We start from the raw sequence: 22,017 nt of genomic DNA on the forward strand, positions 1-22,017 counted from the left end.
CCGAAGCGGTAGCGTTGATCCGACAGCCGAGCGAGCAGGACAGGGGGAGCAGGGGATAGTGGGGACACCACAACCGCCCGCAGCGGACACAGCGCCGGCAGCACAGCACGCCCTGCTCCACGGCCGCCCCGGCGCCGACGCGGCACACGCCGGCCCGGAGCACACCCACACCGCGGAACCCGAGGCCGAGCTCGGCCCCACCGGCCGGCCCCGCCGGCACGTCCCGGAACCGCAGCCGCTGCCCAGCCACGGGCCCGCGAAGATCATCGCGATGTGCAACCAGAAGGGCGGGGTCGGCAAGACCACCTCGACCATCAACCTCGGTGCCTCCCTCGCCGAATACGGCCGCCGCGTCCTGCTCGTCGACCTCGACCCGCAGGGCGCCCTGTCCGCCGGTCTCGGTGTCGCCCACCACGACCTCGACCTGACCGTGCACAACCTCCTCGTCGAACGCGGCGTCTCCGTCGACGACGTACTGCTGCACACCCGCGTCGAAGGCCTGGACCTGCTGCCCAGCAACATCGACCTGTCCGCCGCCGAGATCCAGCTCGTCTCCGAGGTCGGCCGCGAACAAGCCCTCGGCCGCGCCCTGTACCCCGTCCTCGACCGCTACGACTACATCCTCGTCGACTGCCAGCCGTCCCTCGGCCTGCTCACCGTCAACGCCCTTGCCTGCGCCGACGCGGTGATCATCCCGATGGAATGCGAGTACTTCAGCCTCCGCGGACTGGCCCTGCTCAACGACACCGTCGACAAGGTGCGCGACCGGCTCAACCCCAAGCTCAGCCTCGCCGGGATCCTCGTGACCATGTTCGACTCGCGCACCCTGCACGCCCGCGAGGTGATGTCCCGGGTCGTCGAGGTCTTCGGCGACCTCGTCTACGACAGCGTCATCGCCCGCACCGTCCGGTTCCCCGAGACCAGCGTCGCCGGAGAACCCATCACCACCTGGGCGCCGAAGTCCGCCGGCGCCGAGTCCTACCGGGCCCTGGCCCGCGAAGTGATCCACCGCTCCGGCCGATAGCCCGTGACCGTCGACACCCCCGGCCCGGCCGCGCCCGACCCTGCCCGCCCCGCCCCGCCCCCCGCGGGCTTCCAGGTACGGCTGCGCAACTTCGAGGGCCCCTTCGACCTGCTGCTCACCCTGATCTCCCAGCACCGCCTCGACGTCACCGAGGTCGCCCTGCACGAGGTCACCGACGAGTTCATCGCCTACACCCGCGCCCGCGGCCCCGAGATGGGACTCGACCAGACCACCGAGTTCCTCGTCGTCGCCGCGACCCTGCTCGACCTCAAGGCCGCCCGCCTCCTGCCCTCCGGCGACGTCGACGACCCCGAGGACCTCGCCCTGCTCGAGGCCCGCGACCTGCTCTTCGCCCGCCTGCTGCAATACCGCGCCTTCAAACAGATCGCCGACCTGTTCGCCGAGTTCGAAGCCGCCGCCCTGCGCCGCTACCCACGCGCGGTCTCGCTCGAACCGCAGTACGAGAACCTGGTGCCCGAGGTCGTCCTCGGCGTCGACGCGGCCCGGTTCGCCGAGATCGCCGCCGCCGCCTTCCGGCCCAAGCCGCCACCCCGCGTCGGCCTCGACCACCTCCACACCCCCCGGGTCTCCGTCCCCGAGCAGGCCGCCCGCCTGCTCACCCTGCTGCGCGCCCACGGCGCCGGCACCTGGGCCACCTTCGGCCAACTCGTCGCCGAATGCGACAACAGCCTGCAGATCGTCGCCCGGTTCCTCGCGCTGCTCGAGCTCTACCGCGAACGAGCCGTCACCTTCGACCAACCCGAGCCGCTCGGGCCGCTCCAGGTGGCCTGGACCGGCGAGAACGACGACGCCGTCACCACATTCGAGGAGGACTACGGGTGAGCAGCGACACGCCGGACCCCGACCCGCGCGGACTCGACGCCGAACTGCTCGAGATGACCGACGACGAACTCGCCGCCGCCCTCGAGGCGCTGCTCCTCGTCGTCGACACCCCCGCCCCCAACGCCCAGCTCGCCGACGCGATCGGCGTCACCGCCACCCGCGTCGAGACCACCCTGCACCGCATGGCGGCCGACCTCGACGCGCGCGGCTCGGGCATCGACCTGCGCTACGCCGGCGACGGCTGGCGCTTCTACACCCGCCGTGACTACGCCCCGTACGTCGAACGGCTCCTGCAGGGCGGCGCCCGCACCAAGCTCACCCGTGCCGCCCTCGAAACCCTCGCCGTCGTCGCCTATCGCCAGCCCGTCACCCGCGCCCGCGTCAGCGCCGTCCGTGGCGTCAACGTCGACGGCGTCATGCGCACCCTCCTGGCCCGCGACCTGATCGCCGAGGACGGCACCGACCCCGAGACCGGCGGCACCCGCTACGTCACCACCGAACTGTTCCTCGAACGCCTCGGCCTGGCCTCCCTGCAGGACCTGCCGCCCCTCGCGCCGCTGCTCCCGGACGTCGATGTGATCGACGACATCAGCGAAAGTCTCGAGGCCGACCCACGATTTGCGAGAATGGGAAGGAACCCGCGCACCGAGTCCACCTCGCCCGCGCCGTTCGATCCCGATTGAGACAGGAAAAAAGTGCACAAGCCCGCTCGCCGTGATGGCACACCGGACCGCAGAAAGACCACCTCCCGCGCGGGGAACCCCCCGCGCGAACGACGGGGCGAACCCGCCGCCCGCGCGGCCACGCCCAAGAAGGCACACCGCAAGGGCGACACCCCGCTCAACAAGCGCGGCCGTCCCGCCGCCCCCAAGCCCCAGGCCCAGCGCCCGGCGGCCCTCCCCAAGATCAGCAACGCCAAACCCGCCCGGCACCAGCACGCCGCCGAGCGCCCCCAACTGCCCGCCGGCGAAGGCATGCGCCTGCAGAAGGTCCTCGCCCAGGCCGGAGTGGCGTCCCGCCGCGCCGCCGAGGAACTCATCGCCGCCGGCCGCGTCGAGGTCGACGGCTCCATCGTCACCGAACAGGGCCTGCGCGTGGACCCCGAGAACGCCGTCGTCCGCGTCGACGGCGTGCGCGTCGTCGTCAACAAGGACCTCGTCCACCTCGTGCTCAACAAGCCGCGCGGCTGGCAGTCCACCATGTCCGACGACCTCGGGCGCCCCTGCGTCGGCGACATCGTCTCCGAACGCGTCGCCGCCGGACAACGCCTCTTCCACGTCGGCCGGCTCGACGCCGACACCGAAGGGCTGCTGCTGCTCACCAACGACGGCGAGCTCGCCCACCGGCTCATGCACCCCTCCTACGAGGTGACCAAGACCTACCTCGCCACCGTCAAGGGCGTCCTCCCGCGCGGTATCGGCAAGCAGCTGCGCGCCGGCGTCGAACTCGACGACGGCCCCGCCAAGGTCGATTCCTTCGCGCTCCTGCAGGTAAACGAGGGCCAGTCCCTCGTCCGCCTCGAACTGCACGAGGGCCGCAAGCACATCGTGCGCCGCCTGCTCGACGCCGTCGGCCACCCCGTGATCCGCCTGGTGCGCACCGACATCGGACCCGTCGCGCTCGGCGACCAGCGACCCGGCACCCTGCGGGTGCTCGGCCGCAAGGAAGTCGGCGGCCTCTACCAGGCGGTGGGCCTGTGAGCTCCCTGATCGTCGCCATGGACGGCCCGTCCGGCACCGGCAAGTCCACCGTCTCCAAGCGGCTCGCCCGCCGCCTCGGCGCCGCCTATCTCGATACCGGCGCCATGTACCGGGTCGCGACCCTGCACGCCCTGCGAGCGGGGGCGGACCTGACCGATCCCGCCGCCATCGCCGCCGCCACCGCGTCCCTGCCCTGGTCGATCGGCACCGACCCGGAAGTCGAGGACATCCGGCTCGCCGGGGAGGACGTCCGCGAGATCATCCGCGGCGGCGAGGTCACCGGCGCCGTCTCCGCCGTTTCCGCCGTCCCCGCGGTGCGTCGGGCCCTCGTCGCAGCGCAGCAGAGCATCGGCCGCGACGCCGGGCACATCGTCGTCGAGGGGCGCGACATCGGCACCGTCGTGTTCCCCGACGCGGATGTGAAGATCTACCTCACCGCCTCCGCCGAGGCCCGGGCACAGCGGCGCAACCGGCAGAACATCGCCGAAGGCCGCGGCGACGACTACGAGGCGGTGCTCGCCGCGGTGCAGCGCCGCGACCACCTCGACTCCACCCGCGCGGTCTCCCCGCTGCGCGCGGCGGACGACGCGGTCGTCGTCGACACGAGCGACATGGACATCGACGAAGTGATCGCCGCGCTCGCCGCCGTGGTCGCCGAGCAGACGGGAGCGACCCTGTGAGCGAGGATGTGACGGAATTCGCCGGCGACGGCACCTGGTCGGAGGAAGCGGACTGGGACCTCGAGCTCGTCGGGGACGACGAACTCGAGGAGTTCGTGCCCGTGCCGACCGTCGCCGTGGTCGGACGACCCAACGTCGGCAAGTCGACCCTGGTCAACCGCATCATCGGCCGCCGCGAAGCGGTCGTCGAGGACGTGCCGGGCGTGACCCGCGACCGCGTCTCGTACGAGGCCAACTGGAACGGCCGCCGATTCATGGTGCAGGACACCGGCGGCTGGGAGCCCGACGCGAAGGGCCTGCAACAGTCCGTCGCGCGGCAGGCGGAGATTGCGATGCGCACAGCCGACGCGATCCTGATCGTCGTCGACGCGACCGTCGGCGCCACCGCCGTCGACGAGGCGGTCGCCAGGGTCCTGCGCCGCTCCAAGACGCCGGTGCTGCTCGTCGCGAACAAGGTCGACGACGACCGCGTCGAGTCCGAAGCGGCCGCCCTGTGGTCGCTGGGCCTGGGGCAGCCGTACTCGGTGTCGGCCACCCACGGTCGCGGCACCGGGGACCTGCTCGACGAGCTGCTCTCGGTGCTGCCGCAGACCCCGCGCGAAGGCACCGGCGGGGGAGGCCCGCGTCGTGTCGCGCTGGTCGGCAAGCCCAACGTCGGCAAGTCCAGCCTGCTCAACAAGCTGGCCGGCGACGAAAGGTCGGTGGTGCACAACGTCGCCGGCACGACGGTCGACCCGGTGGACTCCCTCGTCGAGCTCGGCGGAAAGACCTGGCGGTTCGTCGACACCGCCGGCCTGCGCAAGCGCGTCAACACCGCCTCCGGGGCCGAGTTCTACGCCTCGCTGCGCACCCGCGGCGCCATCGAGGCCGCGGAGGTGGCGGTGCTGCTGATCGACGCCTCCGAGCCCATCACCGAGCAGGACCAACGGGTGATCTCGATGGTCGCCGACGCGGGCCGCGCCCTCGTCATCGCCTTCAACAAGTGGGACCTCGTCGACGAGGATCGCCGCTACGAGCTGAGCCGGGAGATCGAACGCGATCTGCTGCGCGTGCCGTGGGCGGCGCGCGTCAACATCTCCGCCAAGACCGGCCGGGCCGTGCAGAAGCTCGTGCCGGCCATGGAGACCGCCCTCGAGTCCTGGGACAAGCGCATCTCCACCGGCCGGCTCAACACCTGGCTCAAGGAGGTCGTCGCCGCGACTCCGCCGCCGATGCGCGGCGGCCGCCTGCCGCGGGTACTGTTCGCCACCCAGGCCGGCACCCGGCCGCCGACGTTCGTGCTGTTCACCACCGGCTTCCTCGAGGCCGGCTACCGCCGATTCCTCGAGCGGCGGCTGCGCGAGGAGTTCGGCTTCGAGGGCAGCCCGGTGCGGATCTCCGTGCGCGTGCGCGAGAAACGGGACCGCCGCGGCAAGTAGCACCCGAAACGGTCCTGACCAGGCGATTGGTGAATCGGTCCGTCCCTGTTGTAATCTCAACGAGCGCTCGACGAGAGCGCGGACGGGCTGTGGCGCAGCTTGGTAGCGCACTTGACTGGGGGTCAAGTGGTCGCAGGTTCAAATCCTGTCAGCCCGACCCACGACGAGGCGGTCCCGAATTCACCGGGACCGCCTCGTTCGCGTGCGGGCCACCCTCCGCGGCCCGGTTCCAGGACTGCCGTGCTGCTCCGGCCCACCCCGGAACCAGCCGCCCAGGGTGCGGCAGCGGCAGCTCCGCGAAAGGCCCACGGTCAGGGTCCAAAGACCGCAGTCAACACCTCGAGCCGCGAGTACTGTCGCGAACAGGAGCCGCGGCCACACCGAGGCGCGACGGGCATCTCCAGTCCGAGGAGACAACATGACCGAAACCCGGATCGGCACCGAATCCCAGGCCACCAACAGCACCGGCGACGCCGCCACGGCGGAGGCGACTCCCGCCGTCGACACCGGCCCGGTCCGGCACGAGCAGATCGACGCGGTCGTCGACACGGCGACCACCGCGGCGGCCGAGTTCCGCACCCTCGACCAGCAACAGGTCGACGCGATCGTCGAAGCCATGGCGCAGGCCGGCATCCGGGCGGCCGCGGAACTGGCATCGGTGGCGATCGAGGAGACCGGATTCGGCGTCTTCGAGGACAAGGTCGTCAAGAACTACGTGGCCACCGAGTTCCTCTACGACTACCTCAAGGACAAGAAGTCCGTGGGCGTGATCGAGGAGGACGTCGAGCGCAGCATCGTCCGCGTCGCCGAACCCATCGGCGTGGTCCTGGCGATCACCCCGGTCACCAACCCCACCTCCACGGTGCTGTACAAGGCGATCGTCGCGGCAAAGACCCGCAACGCCGTCATCTTCCGGCCCTCGCCCTTCGCCGTGCGGTCGTGCGAACGCACGGTCGAGATCCTGCGTGCGGCAGCCGAAGCGGCCGGTATGCCCCCCGGCGCGCTGCAGGTCATTCCCGACGCCGCCCACGAGGTCACCCACTACCTGTTCAAGCATCCTCGGGTCGACTTCATCTGGGTCACCGGCGGGCAGAAGATCGTCTCCCTCGCCAACGCGGCCGGCAAACCCGCGCTCGGCGTGGGACCCGGCAACGCCCCCATCTATCTGCACCGCACGGCCGACATCAAGGGCGCCGTCGTCGACATCCTCATCTCGAAGACCTTCGATGCCTCCGTGATCTGCCCCGCCGAACAGACCTGCATCATCGACGACGAGATCTACGACGCCACCGTCGCCGAGTTCGAGCGGATGGGGGCGCACGTACTCACGGACGAGCAGGCCGCCGCGGTGGCCGAATTCGCCTTCGGCTGCGGCGACAAGGTCAACCTCGCCGCTCTCGGCCAGCAGGCTCCCGAACTGGCCGCCCGCGCGGGCTTCACCGTGGATCCAGCGGTCAAGGTGCTCCTGGCGCCGTTGCCCTCCGACCTCGACCAGCTCGCCGCGCACCCTCTGGTGCAGGAGAAGCTGATGCCCGTCCTCGGTCTCGTGCGCGCCCGCGACGTCCAGCACGGCATCGACGCCGCCGTGCTCGTCACCGAACACGGCGGCCTCGGCCACACCTCCGCCATCTACGCCACCGATCCGGCGGTCATCGACGCCTACGGTCTGGCCGTGCGCACCGGACGGATCCTCGTCAACGCCCCCACCGCGGTCGGCGCGCTCGGCGGGATCTACAACAACCTCACCCCCACCTTCTCCCTGGGTTGCGGCACTTGGGGCGGATCGAGCACCACCGAGAACGTCAACTACCAGCAGCTGCTCAACATCAAGACCGTCGCGCACCGGCGCACCCCGCCGCAGTGGTTCCGCGTGCCCTCCAACACCTACTTCAATGCCGGTGCCCTCGAGAACCTCCGCGAGGTCCCGTGTACGAGCGTTGTGGTCGTCACCGACGCGTTGAGCGAACAGCGGGGAGTCGTCGACGAGCTCCGCGCCCACCTGCGCGCGGAGCACATCAAGGTGTTCAGCGAGGTCGAACCGGAACCGGACGAGGCCACCATCCGCCGCGGCGTTGCGCTGCTCGAGGGGTACCCGCCGGACCTGCTCATCGCCATCGGCGGTGGGTCGGTGATCGACGCGGCGAAAGCGATCCGGTTGTTCTACGAACACCCGGAGAAGGATCTCGCGGAGCTGACGCTGCCGTTCCTCGACCCCCGCAAGCGCATGGCGGAATACCCGCAGGATCCACACAAGCTGCGGCTGGTGGCAATCCCCACGACCGCCGGCACCGGATCGGAGGTCTCACCCGCGGCCGTCCTCACCGTCGCCGGCCGCAAGGAGACCCTCGTCGACTACTCGCTGGTTCCGGATATGGCGGTGGTGGACCCGATGCTCACCCTCTCGATGCCGCGCACCCTGACCGTCGACACCGGCATCGACGCGCTGACCCACGCGCTGGAAGCGGTAGCCTCCATCTTCGCCTCGCCCTACACCGATGCGTTCTGTGTCCAGGCCGCGCGCCTGATCTTCGAGGCGCTGCCGCGGGTGTACGACGACCCGAACGATCTGTCCGCCCGCACCGACATGTCCAATGCCGCCACTCTTGCCGGACTCGCCTTCTCGAACGCCTTCGTCGGCACGAACCACGCCCTCGCGCACTCCGTCGGCGCCAGGTTCGGCATCGCCCACGGCCGGGTGAACGGCGTGTTCCTGCCCCACACCCTGCGCTACAACGCCAGCCTGCCGACCAAGTTCATGCCGGCCCCGGGCTACTCCGCGTACGTCGCGCCCGAGAAGTACGCTCAGCTCGGGCGGATCGTCTTCGGGGGGCACGAACCCGAGGAGAGCCGCCGCCGGCTCTTCCAGGGTGTCGAGGACCTGCTCCGCCGCATGGGGGTGCCGCGCACCCTGAAGGAGATCGGCATCGCGGAGGACGAGTTCCTCGCCGCCCTGCCGGAGCTGGCGATGACCGCGTTCCAGGACCTGAGCAACCGCACCAACCCGCGGATGCCGCTGATCAGCGAGATCACCACCCTGCTCCGGCTCGGCTACTACGGGGACGGCGAGCATGCCCACTGACAGCGCCACCAAGACCGTCCAGGTCGAGGCGCCCTTGGGCACCGTGCTCGCGACCATCCGTGACCTCGAGAGCCAGACCGAGTGGATCCCCGAGATCCTCGAGGCCGAGGTGCTCGAGGTCGACGAGGAGACCGGATTGCCGCGCACCGCCCGGTTCAAGGCGTCGGCCACCGTCGGTACCGACAGCTACACCCTGACCTACCGGCACCGCGACGACGGCATGAGCTGGTCGATGCTCCAAGGACGCCTGCAGACCGGGCAGGAAGGGCGCTACCAACTCGACGCGGTCGGTCCGGCCAGCACCTCCGTCACGTACGAGCTGACCATCCACCACAACCTGCCGCTGCCCGGTTTCCTGCGGAATCGGGTGATCAAGGGCCTGGTCGACAGTACGCTCACCGGTCTGAAGAAGCGCCTGGAGAGCTGAACGCGGGCGGCGCGGGGCCCACCCGGTCCACACCCGCCACGGTCTGGACCACTACGTGGGCGCCCTGCCCGAGCACCGCGGCAGCGGCCGGCTGCTGCGCCGTGACCCGGACGGTTCGGTCCCTGTCGTACTCGACCGGCTCCACTTCCCGAATGGCATCACTCTCACGGAGGACGAATCCACTGTCCTGTTCGCCGAAACCGGCGGTTACTGCCTGACCGGACTGCCGGTCCGTGCCCCCACGCCCCGCGGCCGCTGATGACGAACCTTCCGGGAATGCCGGACAACGTCTCCCGGGCGCGCGGCGGCCGGATGTGGGTGGCGATGGTTGCGCCCCGCAATGGTGTCCTCGACCGGCTCGGAGGCAGCTGACCCGTGGTACGCCGGGCGTTGTGGCGGCTGCCGGTGGCGCGACTGGCTCGTCCCGCTCGCACGACCTGGGTGCTGGGGTGGGGGAGGACGGCCGCCTGCTGCACGACTTCGGGTGCCGGGATGTGCCCTTCGGCGAGGTGACGGGCGTCGTCGAGCATGCCGGGCGGTTGTACCTGGGAAGCCCCTGAGCGACTCGGCGATCCTGTGCGTGGACGTGGACCGGGCGCGATGAGCGAGCCACGACGGCGCGGTTCTCCCGCCCGTTCCGAGCGGTGCCCCCTCGGGCACGAGAGGGGAGGGGCGCGGGCCCCCGCTGACACCGCCGCATCCGAATTCGAAGCAAACGGAACACAATAATTTCAAGAAGAAGACCGCTCGGCGCACCCAAGTCCGGCTTACATTATCCGACCAGTACGGAACAGAAGTATTTTCCGAAATTCATCACGACTCCACGCTCCCCACCGAAACCCCCCAAGAGGCACCGCGCACAGTCAGGCGCCGAACGCGCGGGAGATGGCCGCAGCGACGTCGCGGTGGCCCCGGATCGGCAGGGCCAGCCCACGGCCGGCATGAGCGAGATCGCGGGCGGTGAGCAGATCGTGTTCGCCGGAGATGTCGGCGAGCACGTCGAGCCGAGAGAGCCGGGAGGCGGCGGTCCGCGGATCGGGCCCGGCATTGTGCACACAATCGGACAGCAACAGCACCCGTCCCTCGTCGGCGGGTACGTCCCGGAGCTGACGCGCCGCCACCTCGAGCGCGAAGCCGACGTTCGTCAGACCCTTGCTCGGGATCCGGAGCAGCAGGTCCACGAGCCGAGCCGGGGAGACCGGCTCACCGAGAGCGCTGAGCACGGCGGCTTCGGACCAGAACGCCACCACCGCCAGATCGTCGTGGCCGAGCTCGCCGGCCACGGCACCCACCGCGGCCGCGGCGGTGCGGATGCGTTCGCCGCGCATCGACCCGGAGATGTCGACGACCAGCACCACCTTCCGGCGGTCGCGGATCCGGTCCCGCATCACCAGATCGGTCGACCGCGCGAGCGGGTCCTCCGCGAGCACTTCGACGGTGCGGTCGAGATCGAGTTCCTCGGCGCCGTCCTGATACGGCAGGGTTCGCAGTCTGCCGACGCCCCGCCGAGGCAGGCGACGGTGCCGCGGGCGCGGCACGGACAGGCGCGCAGCGATCTCGCGGGCCCGGCGTCGGACCTCGGCGTCGCGGGCAGGGCCCGACGCATCGAGTTCGCCCAGTGTCAGCACCTCGGCCGGCTCGTCGGTCATCCCGGGACCCGCACCGGGACCCGTTCCGGGGCTGCGCCCCTGACGATGCGGACCGCCGACCATCGCCAAACCCTGGCCGCTGCCTCGGTTCTCGTACAGCGTCGGGACCGTCGACAGCTGCTTCGGCTTGCGCCGGAAAGGCTTTCCCCGACCGGTGGAGTGACGCTGGGCGCGCCGGTGCACGGGGCCGTCCGCGGGGACGGCTCTTCAACCGGGGGCCGCGGAGCTGGGGCGAAGGAGGAAGTGGTCCTGCCAGATCTCCCGCAACACCGCCTCGGGTGTGGTCTCGGCGACCTCGTCCACCGCGATCCGCCCGGACAAAGCCACCAGCAGGGCGTCGAGCACGGCGCCGGTGTAGGCCGGCGGCAGATCGCGCGGCGGGTCGGCCGAGTCCGGCAGCTCGCCGCGCACGTCCCGCATGTCGATCAGCTGCATCGCGACGAGCGTCAGGTCGATCGCGCCGCGGACGCTGGACCCGCCGCGCAGGTCAGGGTGCCCGCGCGTGGCGCGGGTGAGGGCTACCGCGTCGGCGACGAGCCGCGCCGACCCGCACCCGGTGCGCCGGACGACGATCTCACGTTCGGCCTGCGTGTCCTGATAGTCCACCGCCAGCCGGCAGAACCGGTCGTGCACGCTCATCGACAACCGGACGGTGCCGATGTTGTCGAACGGGTTCATCGAGGCCACCACGCGGAACGCCGGATCGGCCTCGACCGTGCCCACCCGCGGCACCGTGATCCGCCGCTCCGCCATCGCGGTCAGCAGGCTGTTCAGTGTGTCCTCGGGCGAGCGGTTGAACTCTTCGAGGTAGAGCACCCCGCCGGCCCGCATCGCCGCCACCAGCGGGCCGGGCACGAAGTTGTCCTCGTGGTAGCCCTCCGACAGCACCCGTGCCGGATCGTGATAGCCGACCAGGCGTGCCGGCGTGAGATCGGCGTTCCCCTCGACGAACATCAGCGGACTGCCGAGCTCGGCGGTGATGGCGCCGAGCAGGGTGGACTTGCTGGTGCCCGGTGGCCCCTCGAGCAGCACGTCGCGCCCCGCGCCGATGGCAGCGAGCAGGAGGTCGGTTTCCCGGGCCCGGCCCACCACCCGGTCCGCGACTCCCCGGCGGACCTCGGCCATCGGTCGGGTGGTGCGCTGCATGCTCACGTCCTCGTGTACCCCTGGGATCCGTTCGTTTCCTCGGACAACTATGCACCGGGTGGACCCACGGGGCGGACCGATTCGGCGATCCATGCGCAGAATCGCAGTCCCCACCCCCTAATGTCGACGCAATGACCGTCCCGAACCCCTTGGACCCGACCGAGATCGGGTCGGCGCTCGCCGCGTTCGAACCCCGCTCCCTGCCGCTGGAAGGCCGGCGTCACGCGGCGGTGGTCGTCGCCGTACTCGACGACGGGCACGGCAACCCTGTCGTGCCGCTCACCCGCCGCCCGACCCGTCTGCGAGCGCACCCCGGCCAGTTCGCCCTGCCGGGCGGACGTCTCGACGACGGGGAGACACCCGAGGTGGCCGCGCTGCGCGAGCTGCACGAGGAACTCGGCCTGCGCACCGACCCCGGCGGCATTCTCGGCCGCCTCGACGACTACATCACCCGCTCGGGTTACGTCATCTCCCCGTACGTCGTCTGGGCGGATGCCGCGATCGACGATCTCGTGCCCAACCCCGACGAGGTGGCCGCACTCTATGCCGTCACCGCATCCGAGCTCGACAGCGAACCCCGGTTCGTCGCCATACCGGAATCGGACAAGCCGGTGATCCAGTGGCCGTTCCGGGGACATCTCGTCCACGCCCCCACCGCGGCGGTGGTGTACCAGTTCCGGGAAGTCGTGCTCCACCGTCGCAGCACCCGCATCGACGACCTGGAACAGCCCGTGTTCGCGTGGAGGTGACGAGTCGGCCGGCCGGCGGCGACGAGGTGTGTGCAAGGCTGTCGGAACCGACCCCACCCGAACGACAGGACGGACGATGAACGACGCGACGACGGCCGGTGCGCCGGCTCGATCCGACCGCATCGTCACCGTCCCCAACGTGTTGAGCGTCGTCCGCCTGGTCGGCATCCCGATCTTCCTCTATCTGGTCCTCGTCCGGCACGCCGACGGATGGGCGCTTGCGGTCCTCATGCTCAGCGGAATCACCGACTGGGCCGACGGCAAGCTCGCGCGGCTGCTCGACCAGGCCTCGCGGCTCGGCGCGGTGCTGGATCCGCTCGTCGACCGCCTCTACGTCGTCACCACCCTCCTCGCCCTGGTGGCCCGCGGCATAGTGCCGTGGTGGATCGCCGTGGTTCTGATCGGCCGGGAGCTGGTCCTCGCTCCGACCCTGGCCGTCTACCGTCGCCGTGGCCTGCCGCCCCCGGAGGTGCTGTACCTGGGTAAGGGCGCCACCTTCCTGCTGATGTTCGCGTTGCCGCTCCTGCTGGCCGCGGAAGCGCTTCCCGCCGCGGCCGGCGTCCTCGCGCCCGCGGGGTGGGCCGCCCTCCTCTGGGGTACTGCCCTCTACGTGTGGACGGGCGTGCTCTACCTGTCGCAGGCGGTGCGGACGGCCCGTGCGGTACCCACCCCGGGAGGGCCTGCCACCGAATGAGCCGCAACTGGGAGCAGATCCGCCGCAACCCCGTGCCGTCGCTGCTCAAGGCGCTTCTCGAGGACCACCTCGACCCCGGCTACGCGGCCGCGGCGCACGACCGCGCCGCCGGCCACGCCCGGCCGACCCGGGTCGGCATCGGGCTCTGGCTGGTCCTCGGTGGCCTGCTCGCCGGACTCGTCCTCGGAGTGGCCTACGCCCAGAACATCGAGCGGGAATCCGGTACCGACCAGGCACGCAACGAGATCCTCGCCACCGTCCGCACCGCCGAGGACCGCAACGACGTACTCGCGGCCACCCGCGACGACGTGGCCACCCAGGTGGAACAGCGCCGCATCGAGGTGCTCGCCGACGACGAACAGGGTGCGGCGGTGCTCGACCGGCTCGCCCGAGCCGAGGAGGCCGCCGCCGCGGCTCCCGTGCGCGGCCCCGGCATCACAGTCACCCTCGCCGATCCGACCTCGCGTCCCGACCTGACGGACTCCGCGGAGAAGGACCGCGCCCGCAGCACCTCGGTGATCCTCGACCGCGACCTGCAGTCGGTCGTCAACGCCCTCTGGGCCGGCGGGGCCGAGGCCGTCGCGATCAACGGGGTACGGGTCGGTCCCGGTGTCACCGTCCGGCAGGCCGGGGGAGCGATGCTCGTGGACAACCAGCCGGTCTTCTCGCCCTACACGGTCGCCGCCGTCGGGTCACCGGCCGAACTGCAGACCGGCTTCGTCGTCAGCGACGCCTACCTGCGTATGTCGGGGGTGCAACAGCTGTACGGGGTAGGTTTCACCATCACGGAGGCGACGGACCTCGCGTTGCCGGGCGCCTCGGTACGCGACGTCGCATCGGCACGGGAAACGGGAGAGCGGTGAAGACTGTGGCGACCAAGCGCGGATACGCCCTCTATGCGGTGCTGGCCCTCGGCGTGGGCATCGCCGTGGGTGTGATCTTCAGCCCCCAGGTGCCCGACGTGGTCCAGCCCTACCTGCCCATCGCGGTGGTCGCCGCGCTCGACGCGGTCTTCGGGGGACTACGCGCCTATCTGGACGAGATCTTCGACGCCAAGGTGTTCGTCGTCTCCTTCACCTTCAACGTGCTCGTCGCCGCACTGATCGTCTGGCTCGGCGACCAGCTCGGGGTGGGCACCCAGCTCTCCACCGCGGTCGTCGTGGTCCTCGGTATCCGGATCTTCGGCAATGCATCCGCGCTGCGACGCAGACTGTTCGGGGCGTAGCCGGATGCATGAGGGCAAGCACGAATGGCACGAACCGGCCGAGAGCGGCGCGGCGCGCCGCTCGCGGATCGTCTTCTCCGCCCTGGCGGCGCTGCTCATGGTGGTGCTGGGCGTGGGAATCGCCACGCAGGTCAGGAACACCGGTTCGGGCGACGCGCTCGACTCCGCTCGGCCGGCCGACCTGCTGGTGGTGCTCGACAACCTCAACCGCCGCGAAGCGGAGCTGCGGCAGGAGATCACCACACTGGAACAGACGCTGGCCAGCCTGGAACGGAACGGCTCCGAAGCCGCACTCGCGGAGGCGCAGCAGCGCCTCTCGGCCCTGGAGATCCAGGTGGGTACCGCCCCGGCGGCCGGTCCGGGAGTGATCTTGACCATTGCCGACCCTCGGCGCGGCGTGGGACCGGAAGTCCTCCTCGACACGATCCAGGAGCTGCGCGCCGCGGGGGCGGAGGCCGTCCAGGTCGCCGGAACCGGCGGCCCCGCCGTCCGTATCGGCGTGGACTCCTGGGTGGGCGGCACCGCCGGTGCGCTGGTCGTCGACGATCGATCGATCGCAGCGCCCTACGCCGTCGCCGCGATCGGGGACGCGCCCACGCTGGCGGCGGCTCTGAACATCCCCGGCGGCGTGGTCGACACGGTGGCGCGCGCGGGCGGGTCGGTACAGATCGAACAGTCGCCGCAGGTCGAGGTACCCGCCTTGCGGGAGATCGAGCCGCGACAATACTCTCAGCCCGGTAATTGAACCCGGCGTTCCACGCGAATGTCGCTGCCCGAAAGGACCTGTCGTGAGTGAGTTCCGAACACCCGCCGATCTGCGTTACACGGCGGAGCACGAGTGGGTTCGCCGAACCGGTGACGCGACTGCGCGCGTCGGCATCACGGACTACGCCCAGTCACAGCTCGGCGACGTCGTCTTCGTGCAATTGCCGGAGACGGGAGCGGAGATCACCGCGGGCGACTCGTTCGGCGAGGTGGAGTCGACCAAGAGCGTTTCCGACGTGTACGCGCCGCTCACGGCGAAAGTCGTTGGGGTGAACCCGGATCTGGATGCCAATCCCGAGCTCGTCAACAGCGACCCGTACGAGGCCGGCTGGTTGGTGGACCTCGAGGTCGGCAGCAAGGACGAGCTCGACGCCGCTCTGGCGAGCACGCTCGACGCGGACGGGTACCGCGCGATCACGCAGAACTGACGCCGCGTCCGGCCGGGACCGCGTCTGCCTGCACGAAGGACGTTGCGCAGGGTACGGTCAACGGTAGGCGTGTGCCGGGTCGGGGCGCGGGTCCGTACCGGAAGTGATCGTGGCTGAACGAAACTGCGGCCCAGGGGGAGCGATCCCGAAGGGTCGAACGGATAAGGAGATACGGTGAGCGAGAACGGCAACGCGGGCTACGAGGAAACCCCTGCGGAAACCACTTCGGTGTTTCGTGCCGACTTCCTGAACGAACTCGATACCACCGGCGCGGGCACGGGGACGACCGAGGCCCCCGTCTCGGGGGTCGAGGGGCTTCCCACAGGATCGGCGCTGCTCGTCGTCAAGCGCGGCCCGAACGCCGGGTCGCGTTTCCTGCTCGATCAGCCGACGACGTCGGCCGGGCGTCACCCGGACAGCGACATCTTCCTCGACGACGTGACGGTGAGCCGCCGGCACGCCGAGTTCCGTCAGGACGAGGGCGAGTTCCAGGTCGTCGATGTGGGAAGCCTGAACGGCACCTACGTCAACCGCGAGCCGGTGGACTCGGCGGTTCTCGCGAACGGCGACGAGGTGCAGATCGGAAAGTTCCGGCTGGTGTTCCTCACCGGCCCGCGGGGTTCGCAGGGCACGGGTAGCTGATGACCGCTGCCCGCCAGCCGTCACCGGGGGGAATGTCGATCGGGTCCGTGCTCGATCGGCTCCGTCCCGAGTTTCCGGACGTGACGATCTCGAAGATCCGCTTCCTCGAATCCGAGGGACTGATCAGTCCGGAACGCACCCCGTCGGGTTATCGACGTTTCTCGATCGCGGACTGCGAGCGCCTGCGGTACGTGCTAACCGCGCAGCGGGACCAGTACCTGCCGCTGAAGGTGATCAAGGAACAGCTCGAGGCGATCGACCGTGGTGTCGCGACGGTGGGCTCGGTGGAGAGCCGCCCGAAGCGGCCCCGGCCCCTGGCGGTGGCGCCGGGCGAGGTGTCGCCGGAGGATCTGCGCACGGACCGGGAGGTGCGGGTCGGCCGGGAGGACCTGTGCCGGCAGGCGGGCATCGAATCGTCCTTCCTCACGGAGCTGATCCGCGCCGGGCTCATCGTGCCCGGCGCGGCCGGCTTCTTCGACGAGGATGCGGTGCTACTGGCTCGCACCGCCAAGGCCATGGCCGAGTTCGGCCTCGAGGTCCGGCACCTGCGTGCCTTCAAGCTCGCGGCCGACCGGGAGGCGGGCCTGGTGGCGCAGATCGCCGGTCCGGTCGCGAAGGGCCGGGACGTCGGGGCGCGCGCCCGGGCCGAGGAAATGGTGCGGGAATTGGCGGCGTTGTCGTTGACGATGCACACGTGCCTCGTCAAGGCGGCCGTTCGGGGCGCTCTCGATCGGTGAGTGTGGCAGCGGTGGCAACGACTCTGACGACGGCGGCTCGTTGGCACTAGAATTCAGGGGGATATCGGCGGACGGTTCGCCACCGACGCACAGCAGGGATGGGAGGCGGCTCGATGAGCGAGATGCGAGTAGTGGGGATTCGGGTCGAGCAACCGCAGAATCAGCCTGTCCTTCTGCTGCGCGAGGTCGACGGTGATCGGTATCTGCCGATCTGGATCGGCCAGATGGAGGCCACGGCGATAGCGCTGGAACAGCAGGGTGTCGAGCCGGTCCGGCCTCTGACGCACGACTTGATCAAGAATCTGGTCGATGCGTTCGGCCGCACCCTCCAGGAGGTCCGGATCGTGGATCTCAAAGAGGGGACGTTCTACGCCGATCTCGTCTTCGACGGTGGTCTGCGCGTGTCGTCCCGTCCTTCCGATGCGGTCGCTGTAGCCTTGCGCATCGGCGCGCCGGTCTTCGTGGAGGAGCCGGTGCTGGTGGAAGCGGGCCTCGTCATGCCGGATGAGCGGGAGGACGAGGTCGAGAAGTTCAAGGAGTTTCTCGAATCCGTGTCCCCCGACGACTTCAAGGCGACGGACGGCTGATCGTCGACCATCGCCGAGGTTCTGTCGCGACTCCCGGTCACGGTGGCCGGGGCGCGCTCTGCGACGAGTGGTACAGGACCGGAAGATCGTTGTCCGGTCGGCGTGTTGCTGCCCAACTTTTCGCACGGGGCGTACGCTGAGTGAATCGCTACGGATCGACTCGGTGGGTCAAGCGGGCGCTCGACGATCGGATGGGGTGGGGGATCCGCCCGTCGTTCGTTCCGGGGCACGCCTGTGCACGCGAGAGGGAGTCACAACAGTGGGAGATCGGCCGCAGGGACAGCAGCTCAGCTTCGACGCCGTCGACCGCGAGGCCCCGTCACGGGCATCTCTCGACGCCGACGAGATGCAGCCGGGTCTGTTCCCGGACGATTCGGTGCCTGACGAGCTCGTCGGCTACCGCGTGCCGATCGCCTGCCAGATCGCCGGCATCACCTACCGTCAGCTCGACTACTGGGCGCGGACGAATCTGGTCGTTCCGTCCATCCGGGGCGCGGCGGGTTCGGGCAGCCAACGGCTCTACTCGTTCAAGGACATCCTGGTCCTGAAGATCGTCAAGCGTCTGCTGGACACGGGCATCTCCCTGCAGAACATCAGGGTAGCGGTCGACCACCTCCGGGAACGCGGAGTGCGGGACCTGGCGAAGATCACCCTGTTCTCCGACGGCACCACCGTGTACGAGTGCACCTCACCGGAAGAGGTGGTCGATTTACTGCAGGGCGGACAGGGCGTGTTCGGGATCGCGGTGAGCGGCGCGATGCGGGAGTTGACGGGCAGCATCGCCGACTTCCCGGCCGAGCGGGCGGACGGCGGCGACATCGAGCAGCGTCCCGAGGACGAACTGGCCTCCCGCCGTCGCGAACGTGTCAATCGGCGGATCGGCTAGACGCTCGTCACACGAAACACCTGCGGCCTCGGTGCTGCCCGGGTGTCCCCGTGCCCTAGAATCGGTGATACGTCGCCGCCGTGCGGGAGAGTTCCGGACCTGTTCCGGACGCCGAAGGAGCAGCACCTCCCCGTCAATCTCTCAGGCATCGAGGACCGTGCGGGCACCGACGTCTCTGGAAAGCGGTGGGAGCACCCACCCGCCCACGGGGAAAGGGCCGGCTCGCTCCGGTACCGAATCTCTCAGGCGCTCGCCCCGGCGAGCTCGCGACAGAGGGGGAGGACACGCACCGTGCGACCCCCTGCGCGGATGCGGACCTCCGACCTCAGGGAGTCGCGATGACCGACGCCGCTACGTACACCTTCGCCGACCGCCACGTCGGCCCCGACGCGGCGGGACTGCGCCGCATTCTCGACGTCATCGGCGTCGAATCCCTCGACGAGCTGGCCGTCAAGGCGGTGCCCGCCGGCATCCTCGACGCCCGGGCCGACGGAGTCGCGGACGGACTCGAGTCGCTCGACGCGCCGATGTCGGAACACGAGGTACTGACGGCGCTGCAGGAACTCGCGGGCCGGAACACCGTCGCGACATCGATGATCGGCCAGGGGTACTACGGCACGCTGACCCCGCCGGTACTGCTGCGAAACATCATCGAGAATCCCGCCTGGTACACCGCATACACCCCGTACCAGCCGGAGATCAGCCAGGGGCGCCTCGAAGCGCTCCTCAACTTTCAGACCATGGTCTCGGACCTGACCGGTATGGAGGTCGCCAACTCGTCGATGCTGGACGAGGCGACCGCCGCCGCGGAGGCGATGACGCTGCTCAAGCGCGCCAACCGCAAGTCCAGGAGTGCGCGGGTCGTCGTGGACGCCGACCTGTTCGCCCAGACCGCCGCGGTCCTGGCGACCCGGGCAGAACCGTTGGGGATCGAGATCGTCACCGCGAACCTCGTCGACGACGGCCTGCCCGAGGGAGAGTTCTTCGGCGTCGTCCTGCAGATCCCGGGTGCCTCCGGCCGGGTGTTCGACGCGGGCCCCCTCGTCGGGGCGGCGCACGAGCGTGGGGCGCTCGTCGCGGTGGGCGCGGACCTGCTGGCGCTCACTCTGCTCACCCCGCCCGGGGAACAGGGCGCGGACGCGTGCTTCGGCACCACCCAGCGCTTCGGCGTGCCGATGGGGTTCGGCGGGCCGCACGCCGGCTATCTCGCCGTGCACGCCGCCCATGCCCGCAACCTTCCGGGCCGGCTCGTCGGTGTGTCGGTCGACGCGGACGGCGCACCGGCCTATCGGCTGGCGTTGCAGACGCGTGAGCAGCACATCCGGCGCGAGAAGGCGACCAGCAACATCTGCACCGCACAGGTTCTCCTCGCGGTGCTCGCTGCCATGTACGCGTCGTACCACGGGGCCGAGGGCCTGGCCGGGATCGCGACCCGCGTGGCCGGCCAGGCCGCCCGTATCGCGGCGTCGCTGAAGGCGGCCGGTATCGACGTGGTGCACGACAGCTTCTTCGACACCGTGCTGACCCGCGTTCCCGGCCGCGCCGACGCGGTCGTCGCGGCGGCTCTCGAGGCCGGCATCAACGTTCGTCGCGTCGACGGGGACCACGTGGGGATCTCGTGCGACGAAGCGACCCGGGACGCGGACGTCGCCGCGGTCCTGGCCGCGTTCGGGGCGGAGGACACCTCGGCCGCAGCCACACCCGCCGTGCCGCGGCAGCTCGCGCGCACGAGCGCGTACCTGCAGCACGAGGCGTTCACCCGGTACCGCACCGAGACCGCGATGATGCGGTACCTGCGCCGCCTGTCGGACATGGACCTTGCGCTCGACCGCACCATGATCCCGCTGGGTTCGTGCACGATGAAGCTCAATGCCGCCACCGAGATGGAGGCGATCACCTGGCCCGAGTTCTCGGCGCTGCATCCTTTCGCCCCTGCAGAGCAGACCGCGGGCATCCGCCGGCTCATCGGCGACCTGGAAGGGTGGCTGGCCGCGGTGACCGGGTACGACGCGGTGAGTCTGCAGCCGAACGCGGGTAGCCAGGGCGAGTACGCCGGGCTGCTCGCCATCCGCCACTACCACCTGAGCCGGGGTGACGAGCATCGGGACACCTGCCTGATCCCGTCGAGTGCACACGGCACCAACGCCGCCTCCGCGGTCATGGCCGGCATGCGCGTCGAGGTCGTGGCGTGCCGGTCCAACGGTGACGTCGACCTCGACGATCTGCGTGCGAAAATTTCCGACCACGCCGAACGTCTCGCCGCGATCATGATCACGTACCCGTCGACCCACGGGGTCTACGAACACGAGATCGCCGACATCTGCGGTGCCGTGCACGACGCCGGCGGGCAGGTGTACATCGACGGCGCCAACCTGAACGCCCTCGTCGGTCTGGCGCGTCCCGGCAAGTTCGGAGGCGACGTGAGTCATCTGAACCTGCACAAGACCTTCTGCATCCCGCACGGTGGTGGCGGCCCCGGCGTGGGGCCGATCGGCGTGCGCGCGCACCTGGTGCCGTTCCTGCCCGGCCACCCGGCCGAACCGGGTCTCGGGGGCGGTGGGCCGGTGTCGGCGGCGCCGTTCGGATCGGCCTCCATCCTCCCGATCACGTGGGCGTACATCAAGCTGATGGGGGCCCAAGGCCTGCGGCGGGCGTCGCTGACGGCGATCGCGTCGGCGAACTACATCGCGCGCCGGCTCGACGAGTACTTTCCCGTCCTGTACACGGGCGAGAACGGCATGGTGGCGCACGAGTGCATCCTCGATCTGCGCCCCCTGACGAAGGATACGGGGGTCACGGTCGACGACGTGGCCAAGCGCCTGGCGGACTACGGCTTCCACGCGCCGACCATGAGCTTCCCCGTCGCGGGCACCCTGATGGTCGAACCCACCGAGAGCGAGGATCTCTCCGAACTCGACGCGTTCATCGACGCGATGATCGCCATCCGCGGCGAGATCGATCGCGTCGGGGCAGGGGAGTGGCCGGTGGACGACAACCCACTGCGCGGCGCACCGCACACCGCCCAGTGCCTGGTCGGGGAGTGGACCCACCCCTACAGCCGTGAGATCGCGGTGTATCCGCTGGGGCAGAGCCGCGCGAAGGTGTGGCCCGCGGTGCGCCGCATCGACGGGGCGTACGGGGATCGGAACCTCGTGTGCTCGTGCCCGCCGTTGGAGGCCTACAGCAGCTGAGCGCATTTTCGGGGGCTGGGTGTCGGTAGCCCAGCCCCCGAAAGACTACGGACAGTATTCCGAGCCTAACGGAACTTTATAAATAACCGAACAAGACCCCACGTCACCTCAACCGCGAAACAACCGCAGAAAAAGCCCAGACGAAAA

The 22,017-nt window shown here is 70.1% G+C and carries 22 protein-coding genes, 1 tRNA gene and 1 riboswitch; of the genes, 21 read left to right on the forward strand and 2 right to left on the reverse strand.

Going from position 1 to position 22,017, the window contains the following annotated elements:
• Positions 1–58: 58 nt before the first annotated feature.
• The 10 genes from JYA75_RS17610 (at position 59) to JYA75_RS17655 (ending at position 9,430) form a co-directional block, all read left to right on the forward strand.
• Positions 59–1,024 carry a ParA family protein gene (locus JYA75_RS17610; RefSeq protein WP_006936740.1) on the forward strand — a complete coding sequence of 322 codons (966 nt, stop codon included), beginning with the start codon at positions 59–61 and terminating at the stop codon, positions 1,022–1,024.
• Between the two features lie 3 nt (positions 1,025–1,027).
• Positions 1,028–1,867, forward strand: coding sequence for a segregation/condensation protein A (locus JYA75_RS17615; RefSeq protein ID WP_065922542.1), 840 nt, complete (start codon positions 1,028–1,030; stop codon positions 1,865–1,867).
• Between the two features lie 53 nt (positions 1,868–1,920).
• Entirely contained in the window at positions 1,921–2,550 is a 630-nt protein-coding gene (gene scpB, locus JYA75_RS17620) for an SMC-Scp complex subunit ScpB (protein WP_202917622.1), read from the forward strand.
• Between the two features lie 12 nt (positions 2,551–2,562).
• Entirely contained in the window at positions 2,563–3,567 is a 1,005-nt protein-coding gene (locus JYA75_RS17625; RefSeq protein ID WP_006936744.1) for a pseudouridine synthase, read from the forward strand.
• 17 nt (positions 3,568–3,584) lie between these two features.
• A complete protein-coding gene (gene cmk / locus JYA75_RS17630) occupies positions 3,585–4,247 on the forward strand; it encodes a (d)CMP kinase (RefSeq protein WP_044475988.1) in 663 nt (220 codons plus the stop codon).
• A complete protein-coding gene (gene der, locus JYA75_RS17635; RefSeq protein WP_006936753.1) occupies positions 4,244–5,665 on the forward strand; it encodes a ribosome biogenesis GTPase Der in 1,422 nt (473 codons plus the stop codon). The genes cmk and der overlap by 4 nt, the downstream gene beginning before the upstream one ends.
• An 83-nt stretch (positions 5,666–5,748) precedes the next feature.
• Positions 5,749–5,822, forward strand: a tRNA-Pro gene (locus JYA75_RS17640).
• Between the two features lie 261 nt (positions 5,823–6,083).
• The gene (gene adhE / locus JYA75_RS17645; protein ID WP_006936755.1) at positions 6,084–8,744 is read left to right on the forward strand and encodes a bifunctional acetaldehyde-CoA/alcohol dehydrogenase; all 2,661 of its coding nucleotides are present in this window, start codon (positions 6,084–6,086) and stop codon (positions 8,742–8,744) included.
• Positions 8,734–9,171 (forward strand): SRPBCC family protein, encoded by a 438-nt coding sequence (locus tag JYA75_RS17650; protein WP_006936756.1) that lies wholly within the window; start codon positions 8,734–8,736, stop codon positions 9,169–9,171. Before adhE ends, JYA75_RS17650 begins: the two co-directional genes overlap by 11 nt.
• Positions 9,172–9,214: 43 nt before the next feature.
• On the forward strand, positions 9,215–9,430 hold the full coding sequence (locus JYA75_RS17655) for an SMP-30/gluconolactonase/LRE family protein (protein WP_082120245.1): 216 nt from the start codon (positions 9,215–9,217) through the stop codon (positions 9,428–9,430).
• A 604-nt stretch (positions 9,431–10,034) separates the two neighbouring features.
• Here JYA75_RS17655 and JYA75_RS17660 read toward each other — a convergent pair.
• Together JYA75_RS17660 and JYA75_RS17665 are read right to left on the reverse strand one after the other, a co-directional pair.
• Positions 10,035–11,003, reverse strand: a complete 969-nt coding sequence (locus tag JYA75_RS17660) for a vWA domain-containing protein (protein WP_203329229.1) — start codon at positions 11,001–11,003, stop codon at positions 10,035–10,037.
• A gap of 24 nt (positions 11,004–11,027) precedes the next feature.
• Positions 11,028–11,966, reverse strand: a complete 939-nt coding sequence (locus tag JYA75_RS17665; RefSeq protein WP_050036365.1) for a MoxR family ATPase — start codon at positions 11,964–11,966, stop codon at positions 11,028–11,030.
• A 131-nt stretch (positions 11,967–12,097) separates the two neighbouring features.
• Between JYA75_RS17665 and JYA75_RS17670 the strand changes: the two genes are divergently transcribed.
• The 11 genes from JYA75_RS17670 (at position 12,098) to gcvP (ending at position 21,870) form a co-directional block, all read left to right on the forward strand.
• On the forward strand, positions 12,098–12,715 hold the full coding sequence (locus JYA75_RS17670) for a CoA pyrophosphatase (RefSeq protein ID WP_006936763.1): 618 nt from the start codon (positions 12,098–12,100) through the stop codon (positions 12,713–12,715).
• A gap of 76 nt (positions 12,716–12,791) precedes the next feature.
• Positions 12,792–13,409 (forward strand): CDP-alcohol phosphatidyltransferase family protein, encoded by a 618-nt coding sequence (locus JYA75_RS17675; protein ID WP_006936765.1) that lies wholly within the window; start codon positions 12,792–12,794, stop codon positions 13,407–13,409.
• The gene (locus JYA75_RS17680; RefSeq protein ID WP_065922544.1) at positions 13,406–14,272 is read left to right on the forward strand and encodes a DUF881 domain-containing protein; all 867 of its coding nucleotides are present in this window, start codon (positions 13,406–13,408) and stop codon (positions 14,270–14,272) included. Before JYA75_RS17675 ends, JYA75_RS17680 begins: the two co-directional genes overlap by 4 nt.
• A 5-nt stretch (positions 14,273–14,277) precedes the next feature.
• The gene (locus JYA75_RS17685) at positions 14,278–14,634 is read left to right on the forward strand and encodes a DUF1290 domain-containing protein (protein ID WP_029543853.1); all 357 of its coding nucleotides are present in this window, start codon (positions 14,278–14,280) and stop codon (positions 14,632–14,634) included.
• Positions 14,635–14,638: 4 nt separating this feature from the next.
• On the forward strand, positions 14,639–15,379 hold the full coding sequence (locus JYA75_RS17690; RefSeq protein ID WP_044475986.1) for a DUF881 domain-containing protein: 741 nt from the start codon (positions 14,639–14,641) through the stop codon (positions 15,377–15,379).
• Between the two features lie 43 nt (positions 15,380–15,422).
• A complete protein-coding gene (gene gcvH, locus JYA75_RS17695) occupies positions 15,423–15,827 on the forward strand; it encodes a glycine cleavage system protein GcvH (RefSeq protein WP_050035287.1) in 405 nt (134 codons plus the stop codon).
• 174 nt (positions 15,828–16,001) lie between these two features.
• Positions 16,002–16,469 (forward strand): glycogen accumulation regulator GarA, encoded by a 468-nt coding sequence (garA, locus tag JYA75_RS17700; protein ID WP_006936772.1) that lies wholly within the window; start codon positions 16,002–16,004, stop codon positions 16,467–16,469.
• The gene (locus JYA75_RS17705; RefSeq protein ID WP_050035286.1) at positions 16,469–17,206 is read left to right on the forward strand and encodes a MerR family transcriptional regulator; all 738 of its coding nucleotides are present in this window, start codon (positions 16,469–16,471) and stop codon (positions 17,204–17,206) included. Before garA ends, JYA75_RS17705 begins: the two co-directional genes overlap by 1 nt.
• 113 nt (positions 17,207–17,319) lie before the next feature.
• Entirely contained in the window at positions 17,320–17,793 is a 474-nt protein-coding gene (locus tag JYA75_RS17710; RefSeq protein ID WP_029543844.1) for a bifunctional nuclease family protein, read from the forward strand.
• A 259-nt stretch (positions 17,794–18,052) separates the two neighbouring features.
• Positions 18,053–18,679, forward strand: coding sequence for a MerR family transcriptional regulator (locus JYA75_RS17715; protein WP_006936775.1), 627 nt, complete (start codon positions 18,053–18,055; stop codon positions 18,677–18,679).
• A gap of 73 nt (positions 18,680–18,752) precedes the next feature.
• Positions 18,753–18,847, forward strand: a riboswitch (glycine riboswitch).
• A gap of 170 nt (positions 18,848–19,017) precedes the next feature.
• Entirely contained in the window at positions 19,018–21,870 is a 2,853-nt protein-coding gene (gene gcvP, locus JYA75_RS17720) for an aminomethyl-transferring glycine dehydrogenase (protein ID WP_203329230.1), read from the forward strand.
• Positions 21,871–22,017 lie beyond the last annotated feature (147 nt).

Origin of the sequence: Rhodococcus sp. PSBB066 (genome assembly GCF_017068255.1) — a bacterium.
Classification (GTDB): domain Bacteria; phylum Actinomycetota; class Actinomycetes; order Mycobacteriales; family Mycobacteriaceae; genus Rhodococcus; species Rhodococcus aetherivorans.